Annotated in this window: 19 protein-coding genes and 1 tRNA gene; 7 read left to right on the top strand and 13 right to left on the bottom strand. The window is 39.0% G+C overall.

Translation table 11 applies throughout. The annotated features are described in order from the left end of the window. Positions 1-4: 4 nt before the first annotated feature. The 5 genes from oppC to Xvie_RS15200 form a co-directional block, all read right to left on the bottom strand. Positions 5-913, bottom strand: a complete 909-nt coding sequence (gene oppC, locus Xvie_RS15220; protein WP_086110105.1) for an oligopeptide ABC transporter permease OppC — start codon at positions 911-913, stop codon at positions 5-7. A 14-nt stretch (positions 914-927) separates the two neighbouring features. Then, entirely contained in the window at positions 928-1,848 is a 921-nt protein-coding gene (oppB, locus tag Xvie_RS15215) for an oligopeptide ABC transporter permease OppB (RefSeq protein WP_086110104.1), read from the bottom strand. 85 nt (positions 1,849-1,933) lie between these two features. Continuing rightward, positions 1,934-3,577, bottom strand: a complete 1,644-nt coding sequence (gene oppA / locus Xvie_RS15210; RefSeq protein ID WP_086110103.1) for an oligopeptide ABC transporter substrate-binding protein OppA — start codon at positions 3,575-3,577, stop codon at positions 1,934-1,936. A 124-nt stretch (positions 3,578-3,701) separates the two neighbouring features. Next, positions 3,702-5,342 (bottom strand): ABC transporter substrate-binding protein, encoded by a 1,641-nt coding sequence (locus Xvie_RS15205; RefSeq protein WP_086110102.1) that lies wholly within the window; start codon positions 5,340-5,342, stop codon positions 3,702-3,704. 606 nt (positions 5,343-5,948) lie between these two features. Further along, positions 5,949-6,593 (bottom strand): YchE family NAAT transporter, encoded by a 645-nt coding sequence (locus tag Xvie_RS15200; RefSeq protein WP_086110101.1) that lies wholly within the window; start codon positions 6,591-6,593, stop codon positions 5,949-5,951. 489 nt (positions 6,594-7,082) lie between these two features. On the opposite strand from Xvie_RS15200, the gene adhE reads away from it, so the two are divergent. After that, positions 7,083-9,719: a bifunctional acetaldehyde-CoA/alcohol dehydrogenase gene (gene adhE, locus Xvie_RS15195; RefSeq protein ID WP_086110100.1), complete on the top strand. Its 2,637-nt coding sequence runs from the start codon at positions 7,083-7,085 to the stop codon at positions 9,717-9,719. 146 nt (positions 9,720-9,865) lie between these two features. Here the strand turns inward: adhE and Xvie_RS15190 are convergent, their stop codons facing one another. Beyond that, positions 9,866-10,462: a thymidine kinase gene (locus Xvie_RS15190; protein WP_086110099.1), complete on the bottom strand. Its 597-nt coding sequence runs from the start codon at positions 10,460-10,462 to the stop codon at positions 9,866-9,868. A 652-nt stretch (positions 10,463-11,114) separates the two neighbouring features. Here Xvie_RS15190 and Xvie_RS15185 point away from each other — a divergent pair. Next, entirely contained in the window at positions 11,115-11,513 is a 399-nt protein-coding gene (locus Xvie_RS15185; protein WP_086110098.1) for an H-NS family histone-like protein, read from the top strand. Positions 11,514-11,751: 238 nt separating this feature from the next. On the opposite strand, the gene Xvie_RS15180 is transcribed toward Xvie_RS15185, so the two are convergent. From Xvie_RS15180 to galU, 3 genes are read right to left on the bottom strand one after another with little or no spacing between them, the layout of a single operon-like run. Then, on the bottom strand, positions 11,752-12,759 hold the full coding sequence (locus tag Xvie_RS15180; RefSeq protein WP_086110097.1) for an NAD-dependent epimerase: 1,008 nt from the start codon (positions 12,757-12,759) through the stop codon (positions 11,752-11,754). A gap of 8 nt (positions 12,760-12,767) precedes the next feature. Further along, on the bottom strand, positions 12,768-14,111 hold the full coding sequence (locus Xvie_RS15175; protein WP_086110096.1) for a UDP-glucose dehydrogenase family protein: 1,344 nt from the start codon (positions 14,109-14,111) through the stop codon (positions 12,768-12,770). Positions 14,112-14,135: 24 nt separating this feature from the next. Continuing rightward, positions 14,136-15,053 carry a UTP--glucose-1-phosphate uridylyltransferase GalU gene (gene galU, locus Xvie_RS15170; protein ID WP_086110095.1) on the bottom strand — a complete coding sequence of 306 codons (918 nt, stop codon included), beginning with the start codon at positions 15,051-15,053 and terminating at the stop codon, positions 14,136-14,138. A gap of 674 nt (positions 15,054-15,727) precedes the next feature. On the opposite strand from galU, the gene Xvie_RS15160 reads away from it, so the two are divergent. The 3 genes from Xvie_RS15160 (at position 15,728) to Xvie_RS15150 (ending at position 17,414) form a co-directional block, all read left to right on the top strand. Continuing rightward, positions 15,728-16,189: a YchJ family protein gene (locus Xvie_RS15160; RefSeq protein ID WP_244175673.1), complete on the top strand. Its 462-nt coding sequence runs from the start codon at positions 15,728-15,730 to the stop codon at positions 16,187-16,189. Between the two features lie 67 nt (positions 16,190-16,256). Next, positions 16,257-17,105 carry a formyltetrahydrofolate deformylase gene (purU, locus tag Xvie_RS15155; RefSeq protein WP_086110092.1) on the top strand — a complete coding sequence of 283 codons (849 nt, stop codon included), beginning with the start codon at positions 16,257-16,259 and terminating at the stop codon, positions 17,103-17,105. A 224-nt stretch (positions 17,106-17,329) separates the two neighbouring features. Continuing rightward, positions 17,330-17,414 (top strand) — tRNA-Tyr (locus tag Xvie_RS15150). A gap of 482 nt (positions 17,415-17,896) precedes the next feature. Here Xvie_RS15150 and Xvie_RS15145 read toward each other — a convergent pair. Further along, on the bottom strand, positions 17,897-18,760 hold the full coding sequence (locus Xvie_RS15145; RefSeq protein ID WP_086110091.1) for a helix-turn-helix domain-containing protein: 864 nt from the start codon (positions 18,758-18,760) through the stop codon (positions 17,897-17,899). Positions 18,761-19,412: 652 nt separating this feature from the next. Between Xvie_RS15145 and xthA the strand changes: the two genes are divergently transcribed. Next, positions 19,413-20,219: an exodeoxyribonuclease III gene (gene xthA / locus Xvie_RS15140; protein ID WP_086110090.1), complete on the top strand. Its 807-nt coding sequence runs from the start codon at positions 19,413-19,415 to the stop codon at positions 20,217-20,219. Between the two features lie 55 nt (positions 20,220-20,274). On the opposite strand, the gene Xvie_RS15135 is transcribed toward xthA, so the two are convergent. From Xvie_RS15135 to Xvie_RS15125, 3 genes are read right to left on the bottom strand one after another with little or no spacing between them, the layout of a single operon-like run. Further along, positions 20,275-22,221: a DNA topoisomerase III gene (locus Xvie_RS15135; RefSeq protein ID WP_086110124.1), complete on the bottom strand. Its 1,947-nt coding sequence runs from the start codon at positions 22,219-22,221 to the stop codon at positions 20,275-20,277. 4 nt (positions 22,222-22,225) lie between these two features. Then, entirely contained in the window at positions 22,226-23,269 is a 1,044-nt protein-coding gene (gene selD / locus Xvie_RS15130) for a selenide, water dikinase SelD (RefSeq protein WP_086110089.1), read from the bottom strand. Between the two features lie 12 nt (positions 23,270-23,281). Next, positions 23,282-23,833 (bottom strand): NAD(P)H nitroreductase, encoded by a 552-nt coding sequence (locus Xvie_RS15125; protein ID WP_086110088.1) that lies wholly within the window; start codon positions 23,831-23,833, stop codon positions 23,282-23,284. A gap of 179 nt (positions 23,834-24,012) precedes the next feature. On the opposite strand from Xvie_RS15125, the gene sppA reads away from it, so the two are divergent. Further along, entirely contained in the window at positions 24,013-25,896 is a 1,884-nt protein-coding gene (gene sppA / locus Xvie_RS15120) for a signal peptide peptidase SppA (RefSeq protein ID WP_086110087.1), read from the top strand. The last annotated feature ends 44 nt before the right edge of the window (positions 25,897-25,940 follow it).

Genomic DNA, 25,940 nt, shown 5'->3' with positions numbered 1-25,940 from the left:
CTCCTTAACGGTCTTTCGGGTCGAAGGCATCTCGCAGGCCGTCACCAATAAAGTTAAAACAAAATAGGGTCATTACCAGAAAGCCTGCCGGAAATAACAGTAACCACGGAGCCACTTCCATTGAGTTGGCACCATCGCTCAACAAAGCTCCCCAACTACTGAGTGGTTCCTGAGTTCCCAAGCCAAGGAAGCTCAAGAACGATTCAAACAAGATCATACTGGGGACAAGCAATGAGGCATAAACCACTACAACACCCAATACATTTGGCACGATATGACGCAAAACGATATGGCGGGTAGAAACTCCACCAACCAATGCTGCTTCAATGAATTCCTTGCGTTTTAAACTCAATGTCTGACCACGGACGATACGTGCCATATCCAGCCACGACACCATGCCTATCGCAACAAAAATTAACAGGATATTTTGACCGAAGAAAGTAACCAGAAGAATAACGAAGAACATGAATGGGAAAGAGTTGAGGATTTCCAACAAACGCATCATAACCATGTCAGCTTTGCCGCCAAGATAACCTGACATCGCACCATACAAGGTGCCAAATAACACGGCAATCAAAGCTGCGGCAATTCCAACCATCAATGAAATGCGTCCACCAATGGCAACACGTACCAATAGATCGCGTCCTGATGAGTCTGTACCAAAATAGTGTTTGGATTCAAAATTCGGCGGCATCGTCATCATATTCCAGTCAGTGTCATCGTAAGCAAATTGGGACAACATCGGGGCTAAAATTACAAATAATGTGATCAGGAATAGAATACATAAACTGGTAATCGCTGCTTTGTTATGCATAAAACGACGACGTGCATCCTGCCACAAACTACGGCCTTCAATTTCCAGTTGCTCAGAAAAATTATCCAGAGCTTCGCTATTTTTTTTATTCAGTAACATTGCGTGCTCCAGTCTTAGTAACGAATTTTCGGATCAATGACGGCATACAGCACATCAACGATGGCATTAAACATTATGGTCAAGCCTCCCACCAAAATCGTCAAACTAAGCACTAGTGAGTAATCACGGTTTAATGCGCCATTAACAAACAATTGACCCAATCCAGGTAAACCGAAAATAGTTTCGATAACCATAGAACCCGTGATGATGCCAACAAATGCTGGTCCCATATAAGAAATAACCGGCAATAAAGCTGGCTTTAATGCATGACGGAAAATAATCTTCCGCAATGGCAGGCCCTTTGCTCGTGCTGTACGAATAAAGTTGGAGTGTAAGACTTCAATCATAGAACCACGGGTAATACGGGAGATGCTGGCAATATAGGAGAGGGAAAGTGCGACCATCGGCAAAAGCATATATTTAGGCGCCCCGCCATTCCAACCTCCTCCCGGTAGCCATTTTAATGTAATGGCAAATATCAGAACTAATAAGGGGGCGACCACAAAACTGGGTATCACAACCCCCGTCATGGCAAACCCCATCACCGTGTAGTCCCATTTTGTATTCTGATTCAATGCGGCAATAACTCCTGCACTAACCCCGAATATTACTGCCATAACAAAGGCTGCAAATCCCAATTTAGCAGAAACAGGCAAAGCTTCTGCAACCAGATCATTTACACTGTAGTCTTTATATTTGAATGAAGGACCAAAATCCCCTTTGGAAAGCTGGATTAAATAATTGAAATATTGTTTATAGATAGGATCATTCAGATGATATTTCGCTTCAATATTTGCCATCACTTCTGGCGGTAGCTTCCTTTCTCCTGTAAATGGGCTACCTGGTGCAAGTCGCATCATAAAAAACGAAATAGTAATAAGTATAAAAAGTGTCGGGATCGCCTCTAAGCAGCGGCGCAAAATAAATTTTAGCATTGCCCGTTCCTATTGTTTAGCCAAACCATGGCTTTTAATTATCTGAAAAGCAGGCGACCCAATAGGTTGAGCCACCTACTGGTTCCTAGTGTTTTATTATGTATAGATCTTTGGTGTGGAGGTTTTCCAATGGATTTTTGCCGGTATAGCCACCGACATAAGGTTTAACTAAACGGTTGCTCGCATAATAAAAGAGAGGAACTATTGCAGAATCTTTATCTAATTGAGCATTCGCTTTGGCGTAAATTTCCGCACGTTCTTCATCAGTTTTTGCTTGAAGTGACTGTTTCACTAACGCATCAAATTCTTTGCTCTTGTAATGAACGGTATTATTGCTGCTATTGGATAACATTGAGTTCAAGAAGGTGGATGCCTCGTTATAATCTGCACACCATCCGGCGCGGGAAACGTCATAGTTGCCTTGATGGCGGGAGTCAAGGAAGGTTTTCCATTCTTGGTTTTCGAGAGAAACCTCAACACCGATATTCTTTTTCCAGAGAGAGGCGGCAGCAATGGCTAATTTTTTATGCAGATCGGAAGTGTTGTACAGTAACTTAATTTTCAGGGGATTATCTTTGGTAAACCCAGATTCTGCCAATAGTTTTTTCGCTTCTTCGTTACGCTGTTGCTGATTAAGTTTGCTATACCAATCTGGCTTTTCATCTTTGAAATCAGCGATAAATGGTGGTGTAAAACCATAAGCTGGTGAATCCCCCTGGTTTTTGACTTTATTAGTCATAATATCGCGATCCATACCCAACTTCAGTGCGGTACGTACGCGCGGATCGTTAAATGGTGGTTTCTCGTTATTAATTTCGTAGTAATAAGTACACAAATACGGATTCGCACGCAATTGTTCGGGAATTTCTTTTTTCAGTTTCTGGTATAGTTCAACGGGTAAATTGGTATGAGTCATATCAATTTCACCAGCACGATAGCGGTTGACGTCCGTAACTTCAGATGAAATTGGCAGGAAAGTGACTTGATTGATCACTGTATTTTTATTATCCCAATAGGTTGGGCTGCGTTCAAAAACCATACGTTCATTTATCACCCAACTTTTCAATTTATAAGCACCATTACCAACAAAATTTTGTGGTTGTGTCCATCTCTCGCCATATTTTTCTATAGTTGCACGATGGACTGGTGATGTTGTCGGATGAACGAATAATCTGACTAAATAAGGAACTGCTTCACTGAGTGTTAACTGTAATTTATGATCATCCAACGCTTTGATACCCAATGTTTCCGGTTTTTGTTTACCTCTGATGATATCGTCAACATTAAGAATATGAGCATATTGAAGAAAACTTGCATAAGGGGATGCGGTATTTGGATCTGTTACTCGGCGCCAGCTGTAAACAAAATCTTGTGCAGTAACAGGGTCACCATTGGACCATTTCGCATCTTTACGTAAGTGGAATGTCCAAACTTTAAAATCCTGATTATGTTCCCAGCTTTCTGAAACACCGGGCAAAATTTCACCGTTAGGGCCATTGATTACTAGAGTTTCAAATAAATCACGAGCAACGTTGGATTCAGGTACTCCTTCGATTTTATGCGGATCCAACGATTGAGGTTCAGAGCCATTATTACGAACCAACACCTGTTTTGCAGCGTCTGCAAGTTGCACGCCAGCGGGCACTTGCGCTGCAAAAGCCTGCCCCATTATCATGCTTAGCGCTGCCGTAATGCCAATAGCAAGTTTTTTCTTTGTTGTGTTTATCATCTTATTATTACTCCAATTGATATCATCTGACCCATTAAAGTCATATCCACGCATTGGGATGGTTATTATCCGCATCCAAAAACAATTATTTTTCTTAAAGCAAGACAACATATTTCAGTGGTAATTAATTATTCATCTTTTTAATATATAAATTCTTCAAGTCGACATAATCCAGCGGATCTTTTCCTGTCATTCCACCAACCGTCGGACGAATAAGGCGCACGCTGACACGGTAATAAACAGGTATCAATCCTGAATCTTTATCAAGCTGAGCTTCAGCCAGCTGATATAATTCCTTGCGTGCCGCATCATCTTTAGCAATAAGGGCTTGGTTAAGATAGTTATCAAAAGCGGTATTTTGATAGAAAGTGGTATTGTTACTGCTACTTGACAACAACATATTCAAGAAAGAAGAGGGTTCGTTATAATCGCCACACCATGTTGCTCTCGCGACGTCATAATTTCCTTCGTGTCGGTTCTGGAGAGAAGTTTTCCACTCCTGATTTTGCAAAGTGATCTTCGCACCAATATTTTTTTGCCACATAGAAGCGGCAGCGATGGCTTGTTGTTTGTTTTGCTCTGATGTGTTGTATAACAAAGAAAATTTAAGAGGATTACTGGCATCAAAACCAGCTTCTTTCAACAATTCCCTTGCCCGTTGATTACGTTGTTCCTGTGTCCAACCTGCCCATTTTGGATTGAGAGTCAAACCACCCCCAATATAAGTTGGGGTAAAACCATATGCAGGGATTTGCCCCTGCCCCATAATTCTTTCCGTGATAATATCTCGATCAAGACTCAATTTTATGGCTTCACGCACACGTTTATCTTTAAACAACGGTTTCTGGTTATTAATTTCGTAGTAGAACGTGCACAGATAAGGTGAAACTTGCAATTGTTCGGGGATATCCCGTTTCATTTTTTGGTACAGATCAGGAAGAATGGCACTATCAGTAATATCAATTTCCCCGCTACGATAACGGTTGACATCACCAACTCCTGAGACAATAGGCAGGAAAGTGCCTTTTTCAATGATGGTTTCTTTATTATTCCAGTACTGAGAATTACGCGTTAGAATAATTCGCTCATTAACCACCCAATCTTTCAATACATAAGCCCCATTACCAATATAATTTTTTGGTAATGTCCACTTATTACCCCATTTTTCAATCACATCCTGCCTGACGGGTTTTACTGCCGTGTGGCTCAACATATCAACCAGATAAGGAACCGGCTGACTAAGCGTGATTTGGAAACGGTGATCATCCAGTGCTTTAACGCCCAATTGTTCTGGTGACTTTATACCTTTCAGAATGTTGTCAACATTCTGAACATAAGCATATTGTAAATAACTGGTATAGGGTGACCCTGTGCTTGGATCGGAAAGACGGCGCCAACTGTAGACAAAATCCTGCGCAGTAACAGGCTTACCATCACTCCATTTTGCATCGTCACGTAAATAGAATGTCCATACTTTATAACCTTCATTTTCCCATCTTTCTGCCACGCCAGGTATGGTTTCACCATTTGGCCCAGTAGTTACCAACCCTTCCAACAAATTGCGGATAATGACAGTTTCTGGACCACCTTCAACTTTATGTGGATCCAATGAAGTAACTTCGACACCATTGTTAACGGTGACTTCTTGTTTTTCGGCTAGTGTCACTCCTGCTGGAACAGTCGCAGCAATACTCTGTACAACAGGAAAAGATAATAAAACGATACTTGAAATCAATTGACTCAGCTTTAATGGTTCTTTCCTCATTTTTCGCTCCAAGTTATAAACAGCAAATGAATCGTTTTTAATCTACTAACCCCAACAATTTACTTATCGTGTTAACAAATGGTAATTAACCAACTAAAAAACTATATTCACATAATAATTGTTATATAGTTCTTATAATAAATTTATTAAAACATTAAGACGCTTCATTTCCATTGTATACAATCCATTTATATAATTAATGTAACACAATGATAAATATGTATTTTATTCTTTTATCTCAAGACGATATTGATGAAAATCCGTCAAAAGAGAAAATAAACATTATTTTAACAAAATGCAATCACTGCGGAGTAAAAGTCCACCCTCATCACAAAACAGTGAAACAAGTCACCCAACCAAATAAAATTATGGAAAGCAAAATAGTGTAAAAAATCACAGTATTATTTAGGGATAATACAGACGAAAGAAGAATAAATTATGAACAATAATTTCAAGAAAATTACGCAGAAATGATGTTATTGACCAATCACACTTTAACTGGTCATTTATTAGTTAAGTTTTGATTAATTAAATCTCCATTTAAGTGTAAATTTTAACCTAATCACTTTAATGGGTTAAATAAATACGTAAAGTATTTTTGCTATATCACAGTAACCCAGGAAACAAAATTTTTACCCCAGTAACAATAAACTCAACACCCAATGACATTAATAATAATCCCATAATACGAGTTATCACATTGATGCCAGTCTGCCCTAAAAATTTCACCAGCAAAGATGCTGAACGGAATAACAACCAGCAACAAAAAGCAAATAGTACACAGGTTAATGCCAGACCAAAATAATTTTGCCACCCTTGATAACGAGCACTCCATACCATGCAAGAACTGATTGCTCCCGGTCCTGCCATTAGGGGTAATGCCAATGGCACAACAGCAACTGTGGTTCTAATCGCAGCTTCCGATTTTTCTAGTTTATTCTGTTTATCTTCACCCAATTTACCGTTAATCATTGCTACTGCAATCGTGACTATCAACATCCCACCAGCGATACGAAACGAATCAATAGATATCCCAAATACATAGAGAATCGAATCTCCAACTAATAATGAAAGGCATAAGATAATGGCAACAGATAAATTTGTTATGAAATTAGTTTTATTGCGTCCCTGTGCTGTTTGATAATTCGTCATACTAATGAAAACAGGTAAAACACCAATCGGATTTACTAATGCAAACAATCCCATAAAAAATTTAATATATCCAGAAAGCCCCAGTAATGTCTCACCCACAATTAGCCCCTTTCATGTAAATAAACAAAATTTGTAACAACACTTAAAAAATACAGTAAATCAGGACTATTTCGTTACGTTAAATCAATTAATTTGGTAGTTCCTGCCAATGAATAGCAACTTACCTATAAGAGATACGGCAGAATAAAGTTAATTAATTGTGTATCTAAAGTTAAATTTACTTTTAAATTCACTCAAATATCAAATGTTCATCATTGATTAAAAAAACAATGGCTGAATTGAGTCAGCTTGATATTTCCATGATCTAAATCACAATGTAAATGTCTGCAAATGGTAAGCTGTATTCAACCTAAAATTTCAATGAAACAAACTATTCCTATATTAATCATTTTGTTAAAAAATTTTTTAAGGTAATTAGAGATTTTAGCAATAAAATCCAAACGATTAATCTCATAACATTATTTGATACATTAATTATCTCACAGCTAATTTCCTTAAAAAATTTAACATTCATCAGGAGTAAGTTTTATGGCTGTAACTCAGATCTCAGAACTCAATGAATTAGTTGCCCGCGTAAAAAAAGCCCAACATGAATTTGCCAATTTTTCTCAGAAGCAAGTTGACCGAATTTTCCGAGCTGCTGCTCTTGCTGCTGCTGACGCTCGTATTCCGTTGGCAAAATTAGCTGTGTCTGAATCTGGCATGGGAATTGTGGAAGATAAAGTGATCAAAAACCACTTTGCTTCTGAATATATTTATAATGCTTATAAAGACGATAAAACTTGCGGTATTTTATCTGAAGATAATATGTTCGGTACGATTACTATTGCTGAACCTATTGGCTTGATCTGCGGTATTGTCCCGACAACCAACCCAACATCTACCGCAATTTTCAAAGCACTCATCAGCCTGAAAACCCGTAATGGTATCATTTTCTCTCCTCACCCACGTGCCAAAAAAGCAACTAACAGAGCAGCAGAAATCGTCCTGAATGCAGCAATTGAAGCAGGTGCACCAAAGGATATTATTGGTTGGATAGATGAACCTTCCGTTGAACTTTCAAATGCCTTAATGCACCACCCTGATATTAATCTGATTTTGGCAACAGGTGGTCCAGGCATGGTAAAAGCTGCTTATAGCTCAGGCAAACCCGCAATTGGGGTTGGTGCTGGTAATACTCCTGTCGTGATTGATGAATCAGCAGATATCAAACGTGCCGTCGCATCCATCCTGATGTCTAAAACGTTTGATAACGGAGTGATTTGCGCTTCAGAACAGTCAGTCATCGTCGTTGATTCTGTATATAAACAAGTCCGTGAACGGTTTTCAACTCACGGAGGGTACCTTCTCCAAGGCAAAGAGCTAAGAGCCGTTCAAGATGTTATTTTGAAAAATGGCAACTTAAATGCCGCAATCGTTGGTCAGCCAGCAACAAAAATTGCTGAAATGGCCGGTATAGATGTACCTGAAAGCACTAAAATTCTTATCGGTGAAGTTACTTTAGTGGATGAAGCAGAACCCTTCGCTCATGAAAAATTATCACCACTACTTGCCATGTATCGCGGAAAAAACTTTGAAGATGCTGTCGAAAAAGCCGAGAAACTGGTTGAGATGGGAGGTATTGGACATACATCATGCCTCTACACCGAACAAGATAATCAGGCGGAACGCATTAAATACTTTGGCAACAAAATGAAGACCGCGCGTATTTTGATCAACACGCCTGCATCTCAAGGTGGTATCGGTGACTTGTACAATTTTAAGCTGGCTCCTTCTCTGACACTGGGTTGTGGTTCTTGGGGCGGCAATTCTATTTCTGAAAACGTTGGACCAAAACATCTGATAAATACAAAAACCGTCGCCAAAAGAGCCGAAAATATGTTGTGGCACAAACTTCCAAAATCAATCTATTTCCGACGCGGTTCTTTACCCATCGCATTGGAAGAAGTCGCTACTGATGGTACTAAACGTGCCTTTATTGTAACTGACCGTTTTTTATTCAATAACGGCTATACCGATCAAGTTATTAATGTCTTGAAATCTTATGGCATTGAAACCGAAGTATTCTTCGAAGTTGAAGCAGACCCAACATTAAGCATCGTCCGTAAAGGCGCTGAACAAATGCATCTGTTTAAACCTGATGTCATCATTGCTCTTGGTGGTGGCTCTCCCATGGATGCAGCCAAAATTATGTGGGTGATGTATGAACATCCCGAAACACATTTTGAAGAACTGGCTCTGCGCTTCATGGATATCCGCAAACGTATCTATAAGTTCCCGAAAATGGGTGTGAAAGCTAAAATGGTTGCCATTACTACCACTTCAGGTACTGGCTCAGAAGTAACGCCTTTTGCGGTTGTAACTGATGATGTAACCGGGCAAAAATATCCTTTGGCTGACTATGCACTGACTCCCGATATGGCAATTGTCGACGCAAATCTAGTCATGGATATGCCAAAATCTCTATGCGCTTTTGGTGGTCTGGATGCTGTGACCCACGCATTGGAAGCTTATGTTTCTGTTTTAGCCAATGAGTATTCTGATGGACAAGCTTTGCAGGCATTAAAATTATTGAAAGATTTTCTGCCTGCCAGTTATCACGAAGGTGCAAAAAATCCTGTTGCCCGCGAACGTGTCCATAATGCGGCGACTATCGCAGGTATTGCCTTTGCCAATGCGTTCTTGGGAGTATGCCATTCTATGGCTCATAAACTTGGCTCTGAGTTCCATATTCCACATGGTTTAGCTAATGCGCTGCTAATCTGTAACGTAATTCGCTACAATGCTAACGACAATCCAACAAAACAGACTGCATTCAGCCAATATGATCGTCCACAAGCACGACGTCGCTATGCAGAAATAGCAGACCATTTAGGGTTAACCGCATCAAGTGACCGTACAGCTATCAAAATTGAAAAGCTAGTGGCTTGGCTAGAAGAAATGAAATCTCAATTAGATATTCCGACTTCAATTCGCGAAACAGGTGTGCAAGAAGCTGACTTTCTGGCAAAAATCGACAAACTCGCAGAAGATGCATTTGACGACCAATGCACTGGTGCAAATCCACGTTATCCATTAATTTCTGAATTGAAACAACTACTGCTAGATTCTTTTTATGGCCGTGAATTCACAGAACAGAGCGAATCTCAGGAAGCCGCAAAATAGAATAGAATAGAAAAAATAATAAGAAATAATAATAAATGATAGGCTGATTGATAAAACTTAAAAGGCGTTAGGGCAACCCAACGCCTTTTATTATTTTATTCTCTAACCTAATAGTTTTATGCCTCTTGATTACAACTGGTGACGCATCAGACTTTTTTTGCCTTAGCTTCACGAATAACGTCAGTATAGTGCCTACGACATACAGAGACGTATTTTTCATTACCACCAATATCTACCTGAGCACCATCGTAAACAACTTTACCATCGCTGCCAAAACGAAGCACACGGCTGGCTTTTCTCCCACAATGACAAATTGTTTTCAGCTCTACTAATTTATCTGACCACGCGAGAAGATATTCACTTCCACTGAATAACTCTCCCTGAAAATCTGTCCTTAAGCCATAACAGAGAACAGGGATATCGTCATAATCTACAATTTCACAAAGTTGTTCGACATGTTCTTTCGTCAAAAATTGGCATTCATCAATCAAAACGCAATGAACTTTCTCTGCCTCATTTTCACTTCTGATAAGCTCAGCAATATTTGTTTTTGGTGAAAACAACAAAGCTTCAGCGGATAAGCCAATACGGGAACTAACCTTTCCTTTACCGAATCGAGTATCAATTTCTGCTGTAAAGATCAGCGTTCTCATTCCTCTTTCGTTATAGTTATAGGAAGATTGCAATAAGGAAGTTGATTTCCCAGCGTTCATAGCAGAATAATAAAAATAAAGCTGAGCCATTGGCCCGTCCATCCTCTTGTCAAATTTAATCCGGCAATATAACTGTGTTAGTTTACCACAAACTCTGATTAAAATTATCCTTGTTATTGCTAAATGTGGAGTGGCAGAAACAAATTAGAATGAATTAAGAAAAAATTACTTTCATGATAACCATCACACTTGCGCATATAAAATCAACACTATAAGTATTTATTGCATGCCAAATGAACAAAATTAACATCAACAGGAAAAAGAAATAATTATTTGATTCCCCATCCTTTGAATATTAATAATCATAGTGGTTTACTTTTGTTCAATTCACACACTATAATCATAACTAATGGATTACCCATAAAAAAACTTTCGTATCACACTTAATTTTTAGCTTATTTCTAGTTAAACAGTTAACATTCCTTACTGATTGACTAGAAATTAGTTTTATACCTTATGGTTTATCCCTTACTAAACTTTACAGTAAGCTCCCTTTATGCTTATTGAAAAATGGTAATCACAATAGCAGGATTAAAACACAATATATCGATTATCAAAAAAATTGCATTTTAAAATGATATGTTTTAGCCTGAGAAAGTAAATTCACTATTGCAGAAAATAAAATAGCATTCTATTATTATCCCTACATCAGCCATCATCATTATAATTTGAGACCAGGACAATGAGCGAGAATTTAAAATCCTTAAATAACATCCGTACTTTGCGCGCGCAAGCAAGAGAATGTGAACTTAGTACTTTAGAAGAAATGCTGGAAAAACTTACGACTGTTGTTGAAGAACGTCGTGATGAAGACAGTCAGGCTCGTGCACAAATAGAAGAGCGTACACGTAAGGTTCAAGAATACCGTGAAATGTTGGAGAAAGATGGTATTGAATTAAGCGATTTAGTAGATGCTTTAAGTGGTAAATCTACTGGTAAATCTAAACGTGCTGCACGTCCAGCTAAATATTCATACTTTGATGAAGGTGAAACTAAAACCTGGACAGGCCAAGGCCGTACACCAGCAGTAATCAAAAAAGCGATTGATGAAGGCAAAAAACTGGAAGATTTTCTTATCTAATCAGTTATTTTGTAAGCTTACTCACAAAAATACCCTATCAAGGGTATTTTTGTTTTATGATTAATATAACTAGCTAGGTTAATTACGGGCTGATGTAAAAACACAAAGAGTTATATTAACGACTATGTCGGCTTCATATTCTCGATGTGATAAAAAGAATTTAACACTAACCTAGTTTTTTATTAACATAATCTTATAAAAAAGGAGCTAATTGCTCCTTTTTCTATTTTTACTATATCTACTTCTGATAAAAGCCCAAATACCAATCGACAAACCGCTGCACTCCTTCCTTTACCTGAGTGTTAGGTGAAAAGCCAATCTTATTGTAAAGTGCGCTTGAATCTGCACATGTTGATAACACATCGCCATCTTGAATTTCCATAAAGTTTATCTTTGCCTCAATCCCTAATGAGGTTTCAATAGCTTCAATAAAATCACCCAGTTTTGTCGGCTGCCCATTACCAATATTGTAAACTCGATATGGTGCAGAACTGGCAGATACCTGTCCATCTTCAACCAACCAATCTTTATTGGGAGTAGGAATGATATCCTGCAATCTGATTATTGATTCAACAATGTCATCAATATATGTGAAATCCCTCACCATATTGCCATGATTATAAACATCAATCGACTTACCTTCTAACATAGCTTTAGTAAATTTAAATAAAGCCATATCAGGACGTCCCCACGGCCCATATACGGTAAAAAATCTCAACCCTGTCGTAGGGAGTTGATAAAGGTGTGAATAGCTGTGAGACATTAACTCATCAGCTTTTTTCGTTGCTGCATATAAAGAAACAGGATGATCAACAGAGTCATCGGTAGAAAAAGGTTGCTTTTTATTTAATCCATATACTGAACTGGAAGAGGCATATAATAGATGCTCTACACAATGATGGCGGCAACCTTCAAGAATATTGATATGACCGACGATATTGGCATCTATATATGCCATGGGGTTTTGTATTGAATAACGTACGCCCGGCTGAGCACCTAAATGGATCACCCGCTGAAATTGATGTTTAGTAAACAATTCAGGTATTGCTACCCTGTCAGCCAGATCTAATTTTTCAAATTTAAAGTTTGAATGAGGGAGTAATAAATTTAATCTCGCCTGTTTCAAATTAACATCATAATAATCATTGAGGTTATCAATACCGATAACCTCATGCCCCATATTCAATAACCGTTGACTAACATGAAAACCAATAAAACCAGCAGAACCTGTAACTAAAAATTTCATATATTAACTCAAATGACTGGTTTGATTGAGGCGCCGCGACCAATACCATAGTATATAATATCACGTGATTGCAGACGTTCTGGATCATAAAGATTGCGTCCATCAAAAATCACAGGTGTTTTTAATGAATCCTTAATTACATCAAAATCAGGTGCTCTGAAGTTTTGCCATTCTGTACAGATAATCAAAGCATCAGCACCTTTTAGTGCTGCTTCTTTTGTTCCCATTAAAGAGAGATCATCACGCTGCCCATAAATACGTTGAGCTTCCTGCATAGCTTCAGGATCATATGCCTGAACTTTAGCGCCACATTCCCATAACGTTTCCATCAATACTCGGCTTGATGCTTCACGCATATCATCTGTATTAGGTTTAAATGACAATCCCCAAATAGCAAATGTTTTGCCCGATAAATCATTACCAAAATGATGTTTAACAAAAGTAGGTAATTTACTTTTCTGTTTCTCGTTAACCTGCTCAACTGCCTGAAGAATTTTGGGTATATATCCAATTTGCTCAGAAGTCCGGATCAGTGCCTGAACATCTTTAGGGAAACATGAACCACCATATCCACATCCAGGATAAATAAAGTGATATCCGATTCGTGAGTCGGAACCAATTCCCTGACGTACATTCTCAATGTCCGCTCCCAGAATTTCAGCCAAATTAGCAATTTCATTCATGAAACTGATTTTTGTCGCCAACATGCAGTTAGCGGCATACTTAGTCAATTCGGCACTGCGGATATCCATGACTATCATTCGGTCATGATTACGATTAAACGGCTCATACAATTCACGCATTACATCAACTACATTGTCATTATCACAGCCAATAATAATACGCTCAGGACGCATACAATCAGCAACAGCAGCTCCTTCCTTCAAAAATTCAGGATTGGAGACAACATCAAACGGAAACTCTATATTGCGCTCCGCTAAAGTTGCCTGCATTACTGCCCGGACTTTATCAGCTGTACCTACTGGCACAGTTGATTTATCAACAATGACTTTGTAACCATCCATATTTTCTGCAATGGTGCGGGCTACAGCAGTGACATACTTAAGATCAGCAGAGCCATCTTCATCAGGAGGTGTTCCTACTGCAATAAACTGTAATTTGCCATGAGCAATACCGGCTTTGGCATCCGTTGTAAAATTCAGCCGTCCTTCAGCATGATTTTTCTTTACTAAAGACGTTAAACCCGGCTCAAAAATAGGAATTTGACCATTTTTCAGGTTCTCGACTTTTTTTGCATCAATATCAACACAAAGTACATCATGCCCAACTTCAGCAAATACGGTTGCTTGTACTAAACCTACATAGCCAATACCAAATACAGTAACTTTCATATCACACCTTAAATTACTAATAGATTATTTTTCAATCTGATTTTGCAAGGTCATGATCCAATCCGTGAATGATCTGCCCAATTCCTTATGTCTCATGCCATATTCGACAAATGCCTGCATATAGCCCAATTTATTGCCACAATCATGGCTACGCCCCTGTAAGTGATAAGCCTCAACAGATTCTTTTTTTATCAGCATGGCAATGGCATCTGTCAATTGTATTTCATCTCCTGCCCCTGGTGCAGTTTTCGCCAATAATGGCCAAATTTTTTCGGATAAGACATAACGACCAACAATAGAAAGATTCGATGGTGCTTCTTCTGGTTTTGGTTTTTCAACAACACGGGCAATAGGTTTGCTATCACCTGGCTGTAACTCTTCACCCAAGCAATCAACAATGCCATAATCCGAAACACTTTCTACAGGAACAGGTTCAACTAGGATCTGGCTTACGCCACTGCTGTTAAAGCGAGACAGCATTTCGCTCAAATTATATTTTGATAAATCAGTGCTGTACTCATCCAAAATAACGTCAGGTAGAATAACAGCAAAAGGCTCATCACCAATAAGTGGCTTAGCACATAACACGGCATGTCCCAATCCTTTTGCAATCCCTTGACGAGTTTGCATGATTGTTACATGATTTGGGCAGATAGACTGTACTTCATCCAATAATTGGCGCTTAACTCTTTGCTCGAGAATCGCTTCTAACTCAAAGCTAGTATCAAAATGGTTTTCTATCGAATTTTTGGATGAATGAGTGACCAGAATGATCTCATTAATTCCAGCCTTGATACATTCATTGACGACATATTGAATAAGCGGCTTATCCACCAAGGGGAGCATTTCTTTCGGAATGGCTTTGGTGGCTGGCAACATCCGGGTTCCCAAACCAGCAACGGGTATAACAGCTTTTTTTATCTTTTTATTAATTACTGACATTACATCGTCTCCTACTGCTATGTTTTCACTGAAAAGGCCTTTACAGCTTAAACAATAGCATTAACTCTCGGAAAAAATCGTCTGTGTGAAGAAAATCGCACTCGCCAAAAAATAACGCGCACGAGTATACCAGTTAATTCCACCAGATATACAGTGCGCTGGCTTTTAATCACATTTCAATGATTAGATGTCATACATCACCATAAAATGAGGCTTAATAATTATAAAATTATTGATGAAATGGTCTTATTACATGTGTAATAGTAAACCAATAGTAATGGAAGAGATTCAGAAACCGTCTAATTACTCAATAGTTGTTCAGTCCGCTAATCATGTGCCCTGCATGTTATCTTCCTTATAAAAATCGTAATGTTTCAAGAGGCTGTTAAAAATCACGTTTAATAATAGCGCGGAAATGATGTCATTATCTTCCGTACCAAAATTCAGTACGCAATCTATCTCCATCACTTCATTTGTAGAAAAAACAATAATGATAGAGATAGTTATATATTTCTCAGCCATCAGCGGCCTTTTTTCCAAACATTGCGAGCCTTACCTATATTCGAGTATTATCAAACGATGATAGCCTAATAAATCTGTACTATTTATACTCTTACATATCTTTGCAATACCGCTGGTACTAGCAGCAACCACTTTAAATAACTGGAGTTATTTTGACAAAAATGTGTCCCTGCGGCAGTGGCTCATCTTTCGCCCTTTGCTGTAGCCCCTATCTCGAAAGCCATCACTCTGCCCCGAATGCTGAATCCTTGATGCGTTCCAGATATAGTGCTTACGTCACACAAAATTCAGATTATCTTATCGCTACCTGGCATCCAGATTGTCAGGCTGAAAATTGGCGTGCAGAAATAGAACAAAGTTTTGTTGGTGTACAATGGCTGGGATTAAATGTCTTGGAAACTAATCAGGAGAAACAGAATAACGAAGCCTATGTCGAATTTTCAGCTTGCTTTATTGAACAAGGAAAGCAAGATAGACAATTGATTCATGAGCGCTCACGTTTTTTGCGCATTGACCAACGTTGGTTTTACATAGATGGAGTTCGTCCTCAAGTAGGCCGAAATAGCCCTTGTCCATGTGGTTCAGGCAAAAAATATAAGAAGTGCTGTGATTAAATCAGCATCTAAACATCAAACATAACAATTCACACACAGTGAAGAATAGTTGAGGATTTCATAATCTATGCAAAACACAAACATACAAAAAAAAATCTTGCGTACAATTTGTCCTGATTCCAAAGGATTAATCGCAAAAATCACAAATATTTGTTACAAGCATCAATTAAACATCGTTCAAAATAATGAATTTGTTGATCATCGTACTGGACGATTTTTTATGCGTACAGAACTGGAAGGAATTTTTAATGATGAAACCCTTCTAGCCGATTTAGATGATGCTCTACCTGCGGGATCAAGCCGTGAATTAAATACAGCAGGGCGACGTCGTATCGTTATCATGATAACAAAAGAAGCGCATTGTATTGGCGATATTTTAGTAAAAAGTGCCTATGGTGGCCTAGATGTCGAAATTGCTGCTGTCATCGGCAACCATACTACTTTACAACAGTTGGTTGAACAATTTGATATCCCATTCCATTACATCAGTCATGAAGGTTTAACCCGCGAACAACATGATGAAGCATTGATGGCCCAAATTGATCAATATAAGCCCGACTATGTTGTGCTTGCAAAATATATGCGAGTCTTAACACCAGCATTTGTTCAACATTACCCAAATCAAATAATCAATATTCATCACTCATTCTTACCTGCATTTATTGGTGCCCGCCCCTATCATCAAGCTTATGAGCGTGGTGTGAAAATTATTGGTGCAACAGCTCATTATGTAAATGACAATTTGGATGAAGGGCCAATCATTACTCAAGATGTAATAAATGTGGATCATACCTATACAGCTGAAGAGATGATGCGTGCAGGACGAGATGTTGAGAAAAATGTGTTGAGCCAAGCATTACACTGGGTGTTCTCTCAACGAGTTTTTGTCTATGGTAACCGTACTGTCATTCTTTGATAAGAAATGAAGTGATAAAGTATTGTGCCTATACCTGATAGTGGAAGATATAACCATCAGTATAGGAGCTTTCTATTGATGATATTATTCAATAGGTCACAACCCAATCAGGAAGATCAAAAAACAATCATTCGATACTTTATTTTCAATTATCTACTTTACAGCGGCGGCTTATTTGGTATTATGCCGTCCGCTGACAACGACAGCATGCAATTCAAAAATTTGGTGGGGTTCCCGAGCGGCCAAAGGGAGCAGACTGTAAATCTGCCGTCACAGACTTCGAAGGTTCGAATCCTTCCCCCACCACCATCAAAGATTCGCATTTTCTCATTTCCAAATCAAAAAAACACATTTATCCTTTATAAATAAATATCCTTTATAAACAAAAAGTTATGGTGTAAATAGTCTGTAAGATGTATCAAAAGGTAGGGTATATCAACTTATAGATGGAAGGACAAGACGTGCAAAACTCACCTAAAACTGCAATACCTGCATAAACCAAAGGTGAGGAATGAAATGACGAACTCCCTTCCCCACCACTATCAAAAATCTATTCAAAGCTTTCAATGCATTACAAAATCAATAAACGATTATTCCATTGCTTACATCAATCGCCGAAACTCATCGCTATCTGTTGAAAAAATCTGTTTAAAAACCTATTCAAAATAAACATATTTGAAGTAAAACAGCTCAACAAAGCATTTTAGATTAACGACCAAATCAATGTTTTCGTGGGCAAGTATCAATAGCGGAGCAGGAAATCTAATAGTTCGCTCCGCTTATGCAATCGGTTATTCCATATCGCTGACAGAATCGATGAAACGATTTAACACGCTTGAATGAGATTTTGATTTGTATACATAACACTGATTAACCGCATCAGGCCGTGATATTGGAATGAAGCCTAGGCTTTCTCCCTCTTCCAATGCCCCGGAGTGGGAATCTGTAATAAAAATATAATCAGTCGACTGAATAAAGTTGAGACAACATTCTATATTATCCATCTGTCGAATATTAACTTTTTCTCCATTTTTAATCATTTCCTCTTCCAAATTCTTTATTAAATTTCCTTTATAGAGTACTGGATCACACAACCATGTCCTCTTTTTCAGCAATTGAGTAAAGTCCCCATTTACTTCATCCAATAACTCTCTACGGCAGCAGATCCCCAAATTTGGTCCATCAATTTTCCGCACAAGACTGAATCTATCGCTAAGTATTTTTTCTGAAGTTAAAATTATTGTATTACCCTCATAATCAACTATTTCATCAATGTTATCATAACTGAAGCGTAATATATTAACTTGAGCATTATTTCTGTCCGCTGCTTTATAAAGCGAAATAAGATGCTTTTTCTTACCCCAATCATGGTATATATTTACAACATTACAAATACTCCCACTGATGTGTTTCTTTGTAATTTCTTTCTCTTTCAAATAGAGCTCTTTTAAGTCATTATATAACTCCACTCCGTCTTTGGTCAGAATCATCCCAAACTTCTCCCTTTTAAATAAGCGCTTTCCTAACGTCGCTTCAAAGTCTTTAATTGATTTAGCGACTGGGGGAGTCGTACGGTTCATCACTCTTGCCGCCTTGCTTAAAGAACCCATTTCCACCACCGCCATGAATGCTTCTAATTTACGAGAAAAAAACATAATTCACCGTTCCTATGTAACTTGTGGCTAAAATAATATCCTTGAAATGGCCTTCTCATCAGGTAACCGCTAAATCAAACTTGATATTATGAAGGTATAATTTTGTACAATAAAAACAGATATTTTTCAAATGACATTTATATAAAATGCCAGTCCCTGATGCAATAATGCGGTTTAGATAAACTATATTGTTTACCTATATCATGATGAATATTCCACCGTGATTGTAAGCCATTAATAAATATAACCATGACCTACAAGTTCAAATTTCTATCAGAGATTGATTAACTCTTCTACTTTTTCATTAATTAATTTTTATAACGCATGACATAAAATAAATTCCAAGGATAAAAACCCTAACGGAAAATTATAATATCAGAAATTTAATATTGCACATTAAAATTAATAGACTGTTATCTAATAATTAATTTGCCACTTTTTAATTTTGTGTTTTTTATTATATATAAAAACGATTCGACACTCTAAATTTTGGGTAATGAGAGTATTATAATCAATATAGTATTATATATAGGAGTAAAATAGAGAGTTATCAAGATAGTTTGATAAAATTTATTATTTAATAAATAGTTACATCTTTATTTATATCTGTTAACATTAAAAATAAGCATATTTTATAGGTGATTATAACGATATGAAATTTATATCATTCAATATTAATGGGTTAAGAGCACGCCCTCATCAACTCGCTGCTATTATTGAACAGCACCAGCCTGATGTTATCGGATTACAAGAAATAAAAGTTCATGACGAAATGTTTCCTCTGGAAGAAGTGAACAAACTGGGTTACCACGTCTTTTATCATGGTCAAAAATCACACTACGGTGTCGCCCTGTTGACCCGTCAACAGCCATTAGAGGTCCGTAAAGGTTTTCCTACTGACGACGAAAATGCACAGCGCCGCATTATTATGGCCGATATAGAGACACCTCTTGGTTTATTAACTGTAATCAATGGCTATTTTCCTCAAGGAGAAAGTCGTGATCACCCGATTAAATTTCCTGCAAAAGAAAAATTTTATCAGGATCTACAGTCCTACCTAGAAACTAACCATTCTCCTAAGTCATATATTCTGATTATGGGAGACATGAATATCAGCCCAACTGATCTTGATATTGGTATCGGAGAAAATAACCAAAAACGCTGGCTGAAAACTGGAAAGTGCTCTTTTTTACCAGAAGAGAGAGAATGGATGGAACGCCTAAAAAATTGGGGGTTCATTGATACATTCCGTGCAAAACACCCCGGAACCAATGATCAATTTTCTTGGTTCGACTATCGTTCGAAAGGATTTGATGATAACCGTGGATTGCGTATTGATTTATTGCTTGCCAGCCATCCATTGGCAGAAAGATGTATATCTTCTGGCATTGATTACGTTATTCGCAGCATGGAAAAGCCATCCGATCATGCCCCTGTTTGGACTGAGTTTAAAATATAACCAGTCATTATGAAGCACAGCACCATCCATTATGGTGCTGTATCATTATTTCGGATTATGCCTGATTGGTTTGATCTTTCTTTACCCTACTCCTACTGGGTTTTACCTGCTTTCCTTGCCCTTTTTTGGCATTAGCGGGAACAGGGGGTAAGTCCCTAAAAGCCTTCAGATTCCGATACTGTTTTGCCTGCCAGATTAATTGCTGCAATGTTTCCTGAAGCGGCAACATAAAATCCTGATAGCGAAATTGTTTTTCGCTAATTTGCATCAACCGAGATTCCCAATGTGCGGTCATATCCGGTAATACTGCCATATCCGGCAATACATGGATCAATGCCCTACCAGCCGGGGTAGCATGAATATGGCGTCCTTTTCTGTACAAAAATTCCCGTTTGAATAGTAGTTCAATTATCCCTGCTCTAGTCGCTTCTGTACCCAAGCCGTCAGTCGCACGAAGCACCTTTTTCAAGGCCTTATCCTGCACAAATCGAGCTATACCAGTCATTGCAGACAATAATGTCGCATCGGTGAAAGGCCTTGGTGGTTGTGTCTGCCTTTCCACTACTTCTCCCTTCTCACACAACAACTCATCTCCTTTAGCAACAACGGGCAATGGAGTACCTTCATTCTCCTCATCCCGTTCCTTGTTCCCAAGCAAAGTTCTCCAACCTGCTTCTGCCAGAAAACGCGCTTTAGCAATAAATTTTCCACCTGCAATATCAAGTTCAATCGTACATTTTCTGAAAACTGCATCAGGGAAAAACTGCATCAGGTACTGTCGGGCAATCAAGCCATAAATATGGCCTTCATTTTCTGTTAAATTGACTTGGCTACTGCGCGCAGTGGGAACAATTGCATGATGGGCATCAACCTTTTTATCATCCCAACAGCGATTTTTTTTCTTCACATCCAATGCATCCTGTGGGAGCAAATGTGCAGCATGGACCGAAATAGCATTCAAGACCGCATGATGCCCAACAAAATGTTCTTCTGGCAGGTAACGGCAATCAGAACGTGGATAGGTGATCAATTTATGGGTTTCGTAAAGCCGCTGACAGATATCAAGTATATCCTGAGCACTCAAACCAAAACGCTTGGCCGCTTCAATCTGTAAAGATGAGAGTGAAAACGGCAATGGTGCCGTTTCTGATTCACGCTTGTCCTGATAAGCCGAAACATAGGCTGGTTGTCCGGTAATACGCTCCACAACATGTTCAGCCAATGGCCGGTGAATAATTCTTCCTTCTTCGTCCTGAAAATCAATGCAAGATTCACTTGGTTGCCATAAAGCTGTAAACCGCTCATCATTTGGGGTAACAACATGAGCTTTGACTTCAAAGAAGTCTTTCGGCACAAAATGTTCTATCTCTTCATCACGACGCACAACCAAACCTAAAATTGGTGTTTGGACACGCCCAACCGATAATACACCCTGATAACCCGCATTTTTGCCCAATAATGTATAAGCACGGGTCATATTGATACCATAAAGCCAGTCTGCCCTAGCTCTGGCGAGAGCAGAAACACACAAGGGGATAAATTCCCGATTGCTCCTCAGCCGTTCAACAGCTTTTGTGACTGCCTGAGGATTCAGGTCATTAATCAGACAGCGCTGGACATTCTGTTTTTTTTCAGTGTCTAAATCTAAAAAATCCAGTACTTCATCCACCAGCAATTGCCCTTCGCGATCGGGGTCACCTGCATGGACTATTTCGTTCGCCCTTTCCAACAGGGATTTAATGGTATTGAGCTGTTTAGCCACGGCTGCCCGTGGTTTCAACTGCCATTTTTCAGGAATGATCGGTAAATCAGCCAATACCCAACGAGCATAGCGGCTATCGTAGGCATCTGGTTCAGCCTGCTCCAATAGGTGACCAACACACCAAGTCACAAACTGGTTATTACCGCATTCAATAAACCCATCTCCACGTCGATGTGGCTTTGGTAAAATATCCGCTATGGCTCTCGCGAGGCTGGGCTTCTCTGCAATAAAAAGACGCATGGAATTATTCAAGAACTTCAATTAATGCCCTGTTTGAGCACGGCTCAGTCAGTTCACCAATAGCAATAAAATTAATGTCGTGGCTTCGTGCAACGGCTTTCGCCTCTTCCACGGCATCCGGCAAAATCGCCAGCAATAAACCACCCGAAGTTTGTGGGTCACACAGAAGATGACGTTGAAGAGTTGTCATCTTTCCAACTAAGTGCCCATAACTGTCAAAGTTGCGTCCTGTGCCACCAGGTACGCAACCTTTTTCGATATAAACATCAACATTCGGCAATCTCGGAATTTGTGAAAACTTAACTTTAGCTTGAATGCCTGAACCTTCACAAATTTCGCTCAAATGCCCTAACAGACCAAAGCCTGTTACATCCGTCATAGCTGTAACACCGTCAATTCCTGCAAAATCTGCCCCAGCGTTATTCAGCTGGCACATAATTTCTTTCGCAATACCTTGATGTTCAGGCTGTAGCAAGCCTTTCTTTTCAGCTGTAGTCAATACACCAACGCCTAAAGGTTTGGTCAGGAACAGGAGGCTTCCCGCTTTTGCCTGATTATTACGCTTAACACGTTCAATATCGATGATACCAGTCACTGCCAAACCAAATATAGGTTCTGGTGCATCAATCGAATGCCCTCCCGCCAGAGAAATGCCCGCATCCTTGCAAACAGATCGGCCTCCTTCAATGACTTTTTGAGCAATTTCCGGAGCCAGCTTATTAATTGGCCACCCCAAAATCGCAATTGCCATTATTGGCTTTCCACCCATAGCATAAATGTCGCTGATAGCATTAGTGGCGGCAATACGACCAAAATCAAATGGATCATCAACAATAGGCATAAAAAAATCTGTAGTGCTAATGATACCTGTGTTATTACCAATATCATACACAGCAGCGTCATCACGGGTTTCATTACCTACCAGAAGATTAGGGTCGAAAAATTTTGCCTGTTCACTGTGCAAGATAGTTTCCAGCACTTTGGGCGAAATTTTGCAACCACATCCGGCACCATGGCTGTATTGAGTCAGACGGATTTCAGTTGACATTAGTCGCTCCAGTTAGAAATAACTAACAAAGTTTGTCAAATCTGGTGTTGAAACTTTTGCAGGAGCCTTGAGTTCCGGAGTTCCCAAGTAGAGGAATCCAACAATTTTGTCATTCTCCTCACAGCCTAAACCAGCCTTAACGATTGGATCTTCTGTCCACGAACCTGAACGCCATATACCACCAAAACCTTGGGCAACTGCGGCCATCTGCATGGCGTGAACAGCACACCCTGCAGCAACGACTTGCTCCCATGCCGGAACTTTCACATGTTCAACCACCTTGGAGATAACTGTAACAATCATTGGTGCTCGGTAGGGTGCGTTTTTCGCTTTCTCTTCAACCTCTTTCCCTAATTCCCCTTCAATTGCTGCTTTTTCGAGGAGTTTACTGAATTTATTAATACCTTCTCCCTGCATCACAACAAAATGCCAAGGACGTAAAGCGCCATGATCAGGTGCCCTCATCCCTGCTGCTAAAATATGCTGCAACTCATTTCCTTCTGGAGCGGGAATTGTTAAACGTGAAACTGAACGACGATTTAACAAAAGTTCCAAAGCATTCATTATGTTCTCCTAAATAAGATAATCTGTCACAAACTAACATTCTCTGTTTATTTACTTATGAATGAAAGTGCACGTAAGATATTTTCCATTTTTTGATGTCACTCTGAGTATTTTCAGCTGACATTTGTAAAAAAGCCGATTAGGATAGCCCCTCTTTAGATTCCATAACCGGAGGCTATATGCGTACTTTATGGCATTTTATAGCAACATTTTTAAAATGGAGTTGGAAACTTCTAAATTTCATTCGAGTATTAATTTTCAACCTCATTTTTATCCTGCTGATTATTATTGTTGTTCCTTTTGGACTTATGGTTTATTCAACACTCTCGACACCTGTTAAAAGCCACCAAGGGGCATTGTACGTTAACCTGTCTGGCGTCGTTCTTGATAGAGTAACGCCCCCCAGCCCAGTTAAACAATTGGGAGAAAGTCTTTTTGATTCATCCGATGAACATTATAGAAATATCTCCGTATTCGACGTTGTTGACAGCATTCGTAGGGCAAAAAGCGATCCTAAAATTACCGGCATGGTATTAAAGCTGAATAACTTCATCGGCACTGATCAAGCTTCACTGCGATATATTGGCAAAGCCATAAACGAATTTAAAGCAACTGGTAAACTTGTTTATGCAATTGGTGATAATTACAGCCAAGCACAGTACTATTTAGCCAGCTATGCCAATGAAATATTTCTATCTCCATCAGGCTCTGTTAATATCCATGGCTTCTCAACTAACCATTTATACTACAAGTCATTGTTAGATAGGTTGAAAGTGTCGACCCATGTTTTCCGGGTGGGAACCTATAAATCAGCAGTTGAACCCATGTTACGTGATAACATGTCAAAAGAATCTCGTGAAGCTGATAGCCTCTGGCTCAGCGAGCTTTGGAACAATTATTTAAGTACTATTGCAACTAACAGACATATTCCTACCGATCAGGTTTTCCCTGGGGCAACAAACTTTATTGAGAAATTCCGTAAAGTTGGCGGAGATGCAGCACTGTATGCACATCAAAATAAGTTAGTGGACTATATTGCACCGCGCAATATCGTTGAAAAGAAAATGACGGATCATTTCGGTTGGAATGAAGAACAAAAACATTTCAATCACATCAGCATCTATGACTACATTGATCAAAAACCAGCACCAAACGATATAAGTAATGAAGGCAACATTGCTGTTATTGTTGTTGAAGGAACAATTTTAGACGGTAAACATTCTTCGGGTACTGTTGGAAGCGATACTGTGGTTGAACAATTGCGTCAAGCACACTATAACCCCAACATAAAAGCGATTGTATTACGAATAAACAGTCCGGGGGGTAGTGCCAGTGCATCTGAAATTATTCGCAATGAGTTGGCAGCTATCCGGAATGACAAAACAGAAAAAGCGAAACCTATCGTCGTTTCAATGGGAGGATTAGCAGCTTCTGGCGGTTACTGGATATCCACTCCAGCTAACTACATTATTGCTGATCCCAGCACATTAACAGGCTCTATTGGTATTTTTGGTGTTATTCAGACCCTTGAAAAGAGCCTTAATTACATTGGCGTCAATACTGATGGTGTATCAACAACGCCATTGGCTGATATTTCTGCAACCAAAGGTATCAATCAGGAGTTCTCGGATATACTACAGCTATCTATTGAGCATGGTTACCATAAGTTTATAAAACTGGTTGCAAGTGCCCGCAATAAATCTCTGGACGAAGTAAACAATGTTGCCCAAGGGCGTGTTTGGAGTGGTACTGATGCTAAAAAACATGGTCTAGTCGATCAATTGGGTGATTTTGATGATGCCGTTAAAAAAGCTGCTACATTGGCAGGCATCAAAGAAGTATCACTGAACTGGATGCAACCTGAACTTTCATTCTCTGAACAAATCATGATGGGGCTAATGTCGTCAGCTCAAACATTACTACCCAATACCTTTCAGTCAATGTTGCCAGCTCCATTTGCAGAAGTTGCCCTAGATATGGAAAAACAAGCTGCATTTTATAACAAAATGAATGATCCACAGAATATCTATACATACTGTCTGAATTGTGTTGATATCCGTTAAAACCAACTGACAAAGTGTTCTAAATTTAAAGCCTGATTTCACCA

This window comes from Xenorhabdus vietnamensis (assembly GCF_002127535.1).
In the GTDB taxonomy this organism is placed as follows: domain Bacteria; phylum Pseudomonadota; class Gammaproteobacteria; order Enterobacterales; family Enterobacteriaceae; genus Xenorhabdus; species Xenorhabdus vietnamensis.
This window is presented reverse-complemented; position numbering and strand designations above follow the sequence as displayed.

What these genes read in the sequence shown, in the direction of transcription:
- oppC (WP_086110105.1), bottom strand. Translation starts at nt 913, where the DNA reads ATGTTACTGAATAAAAAAAATAGCGAAGCTCTGGATAATTTTTCTGAG.
- oppB (WP_086110104.1), bottom strand. Translation starts at nt 1,848, where the DNA reads ATGCTAAAATTTATTTTGCGCCGCTGCTTAGAGGCGATCCCGACACTT.
- oppA (WP_086110103.1), bottom strand. Translation starts at nt 3,577, where the DNA reads ATGATAAACACAACAAAGAAAAAACTTGCTATTGGCATTACGGCAGCG.
- Xvie_RS15205 (WP_086110102.1), bottom strand. Translation starts at nt 5,342, where the DNA reads ATGAGGAAAGAACCATTAAAGCTGAGTCAATTGATTTCAAGTATCGTT.
- adhE (WP_086110100.1), top strand. Translation starts at nt 7,083, where the DNA reads ATGGCTGTAACTCAGATCTCAGAACTCAATGAATTAGTTGCCCGCGTA.
- Xvie_RS15190 (WP_086110099.1), bottom strand. Translation starts at nt 10,462, where the DNA reads ATGGCTCAGCTTTATTTTTATTATTCTGCTATGAACGCTGGGAAATCA.
- Xvie_RS15185 (WP_086110098.1), top strand. Translation starts at nt 11,115, where the DNA reads ATGAGCGAGAATTTAAAATCCTTAAATAACATCCGTACTTTGCGCGCG.
- Xvie_RS15180 (WP_086110097.1), bottom strand. Translation starts at nt 12,759, where the DNA reads ATGAAATTTTTAGTTACAGGTTCTGCTGGTTTTATTGGTTTTCATGTT.
- Xvie_RS15175 (WP_086110096.1), bottom strand. Translation starts at nt 14,111, where the DNA reads ATGAAAGTTACTGTATTTGGTATTGGCTATGTAGGTTTAGTACAAGCA.
- galU (WP_086110095.1), bottom strand. Translation starts at nt 15,053, where the DNA reads ATGTCAGTAATTAATAAAAAGATAAAAAAAGCTGTTATACCCGTTGCT.
- purU (WP_086110092.1), top strand. Translation starts at nt 16,257, where the DNA reads ATGCAAAACACAAACATACAAAAAAAAATCTTGCGTACAATTTGTCCT.
- Xvie_RS15145 (WP_086110091.1), bottom strand. Translation starts at nt 18,760, where the DNA reads ATGTTTTTTTCTCGTAAATTAGAAGCATTCATGGCGGTGGTGGAAATG.
- xthA (WP_086110090.1), top strand. Translation starts at nt 19,413, where the DNA reads ATGAAATTTATATCATTCAATATTAATGGGTTAAGAGCACGCCCTCAT.
- Xvie_RS15135 (WP_086110124.1), bottom strand. Translation starts at nt 22,221, where the DNA reads ATGCGTCTTTTTATTGCAGAGAAGCCCAGCCTCGCGAGAGCCATAGCG.
- selD (WP_086110089.1), bottom strand. Translation starts at nt 23,269, where the DNA reads ATGTCAACTGAAATCCGTCTGACTCAATACAGCCATGGTGCCGGATGT.
- Xvie_RS15125 (WP_086110088.1), bottom strand. Translation starts at nt 23,833, where the DNA reads ATGAATGCTTTGGAACTTTTGTTAAATCGTCGTTCAGTTTCACGTTTA.
- sppA (WP_086110087.1), top strand. Translation starts at nt 24,013, where the DNA reads ATGCGTACTTTATGGCATTTTATAGCAACATTTTTAAAATGGAGTTGG.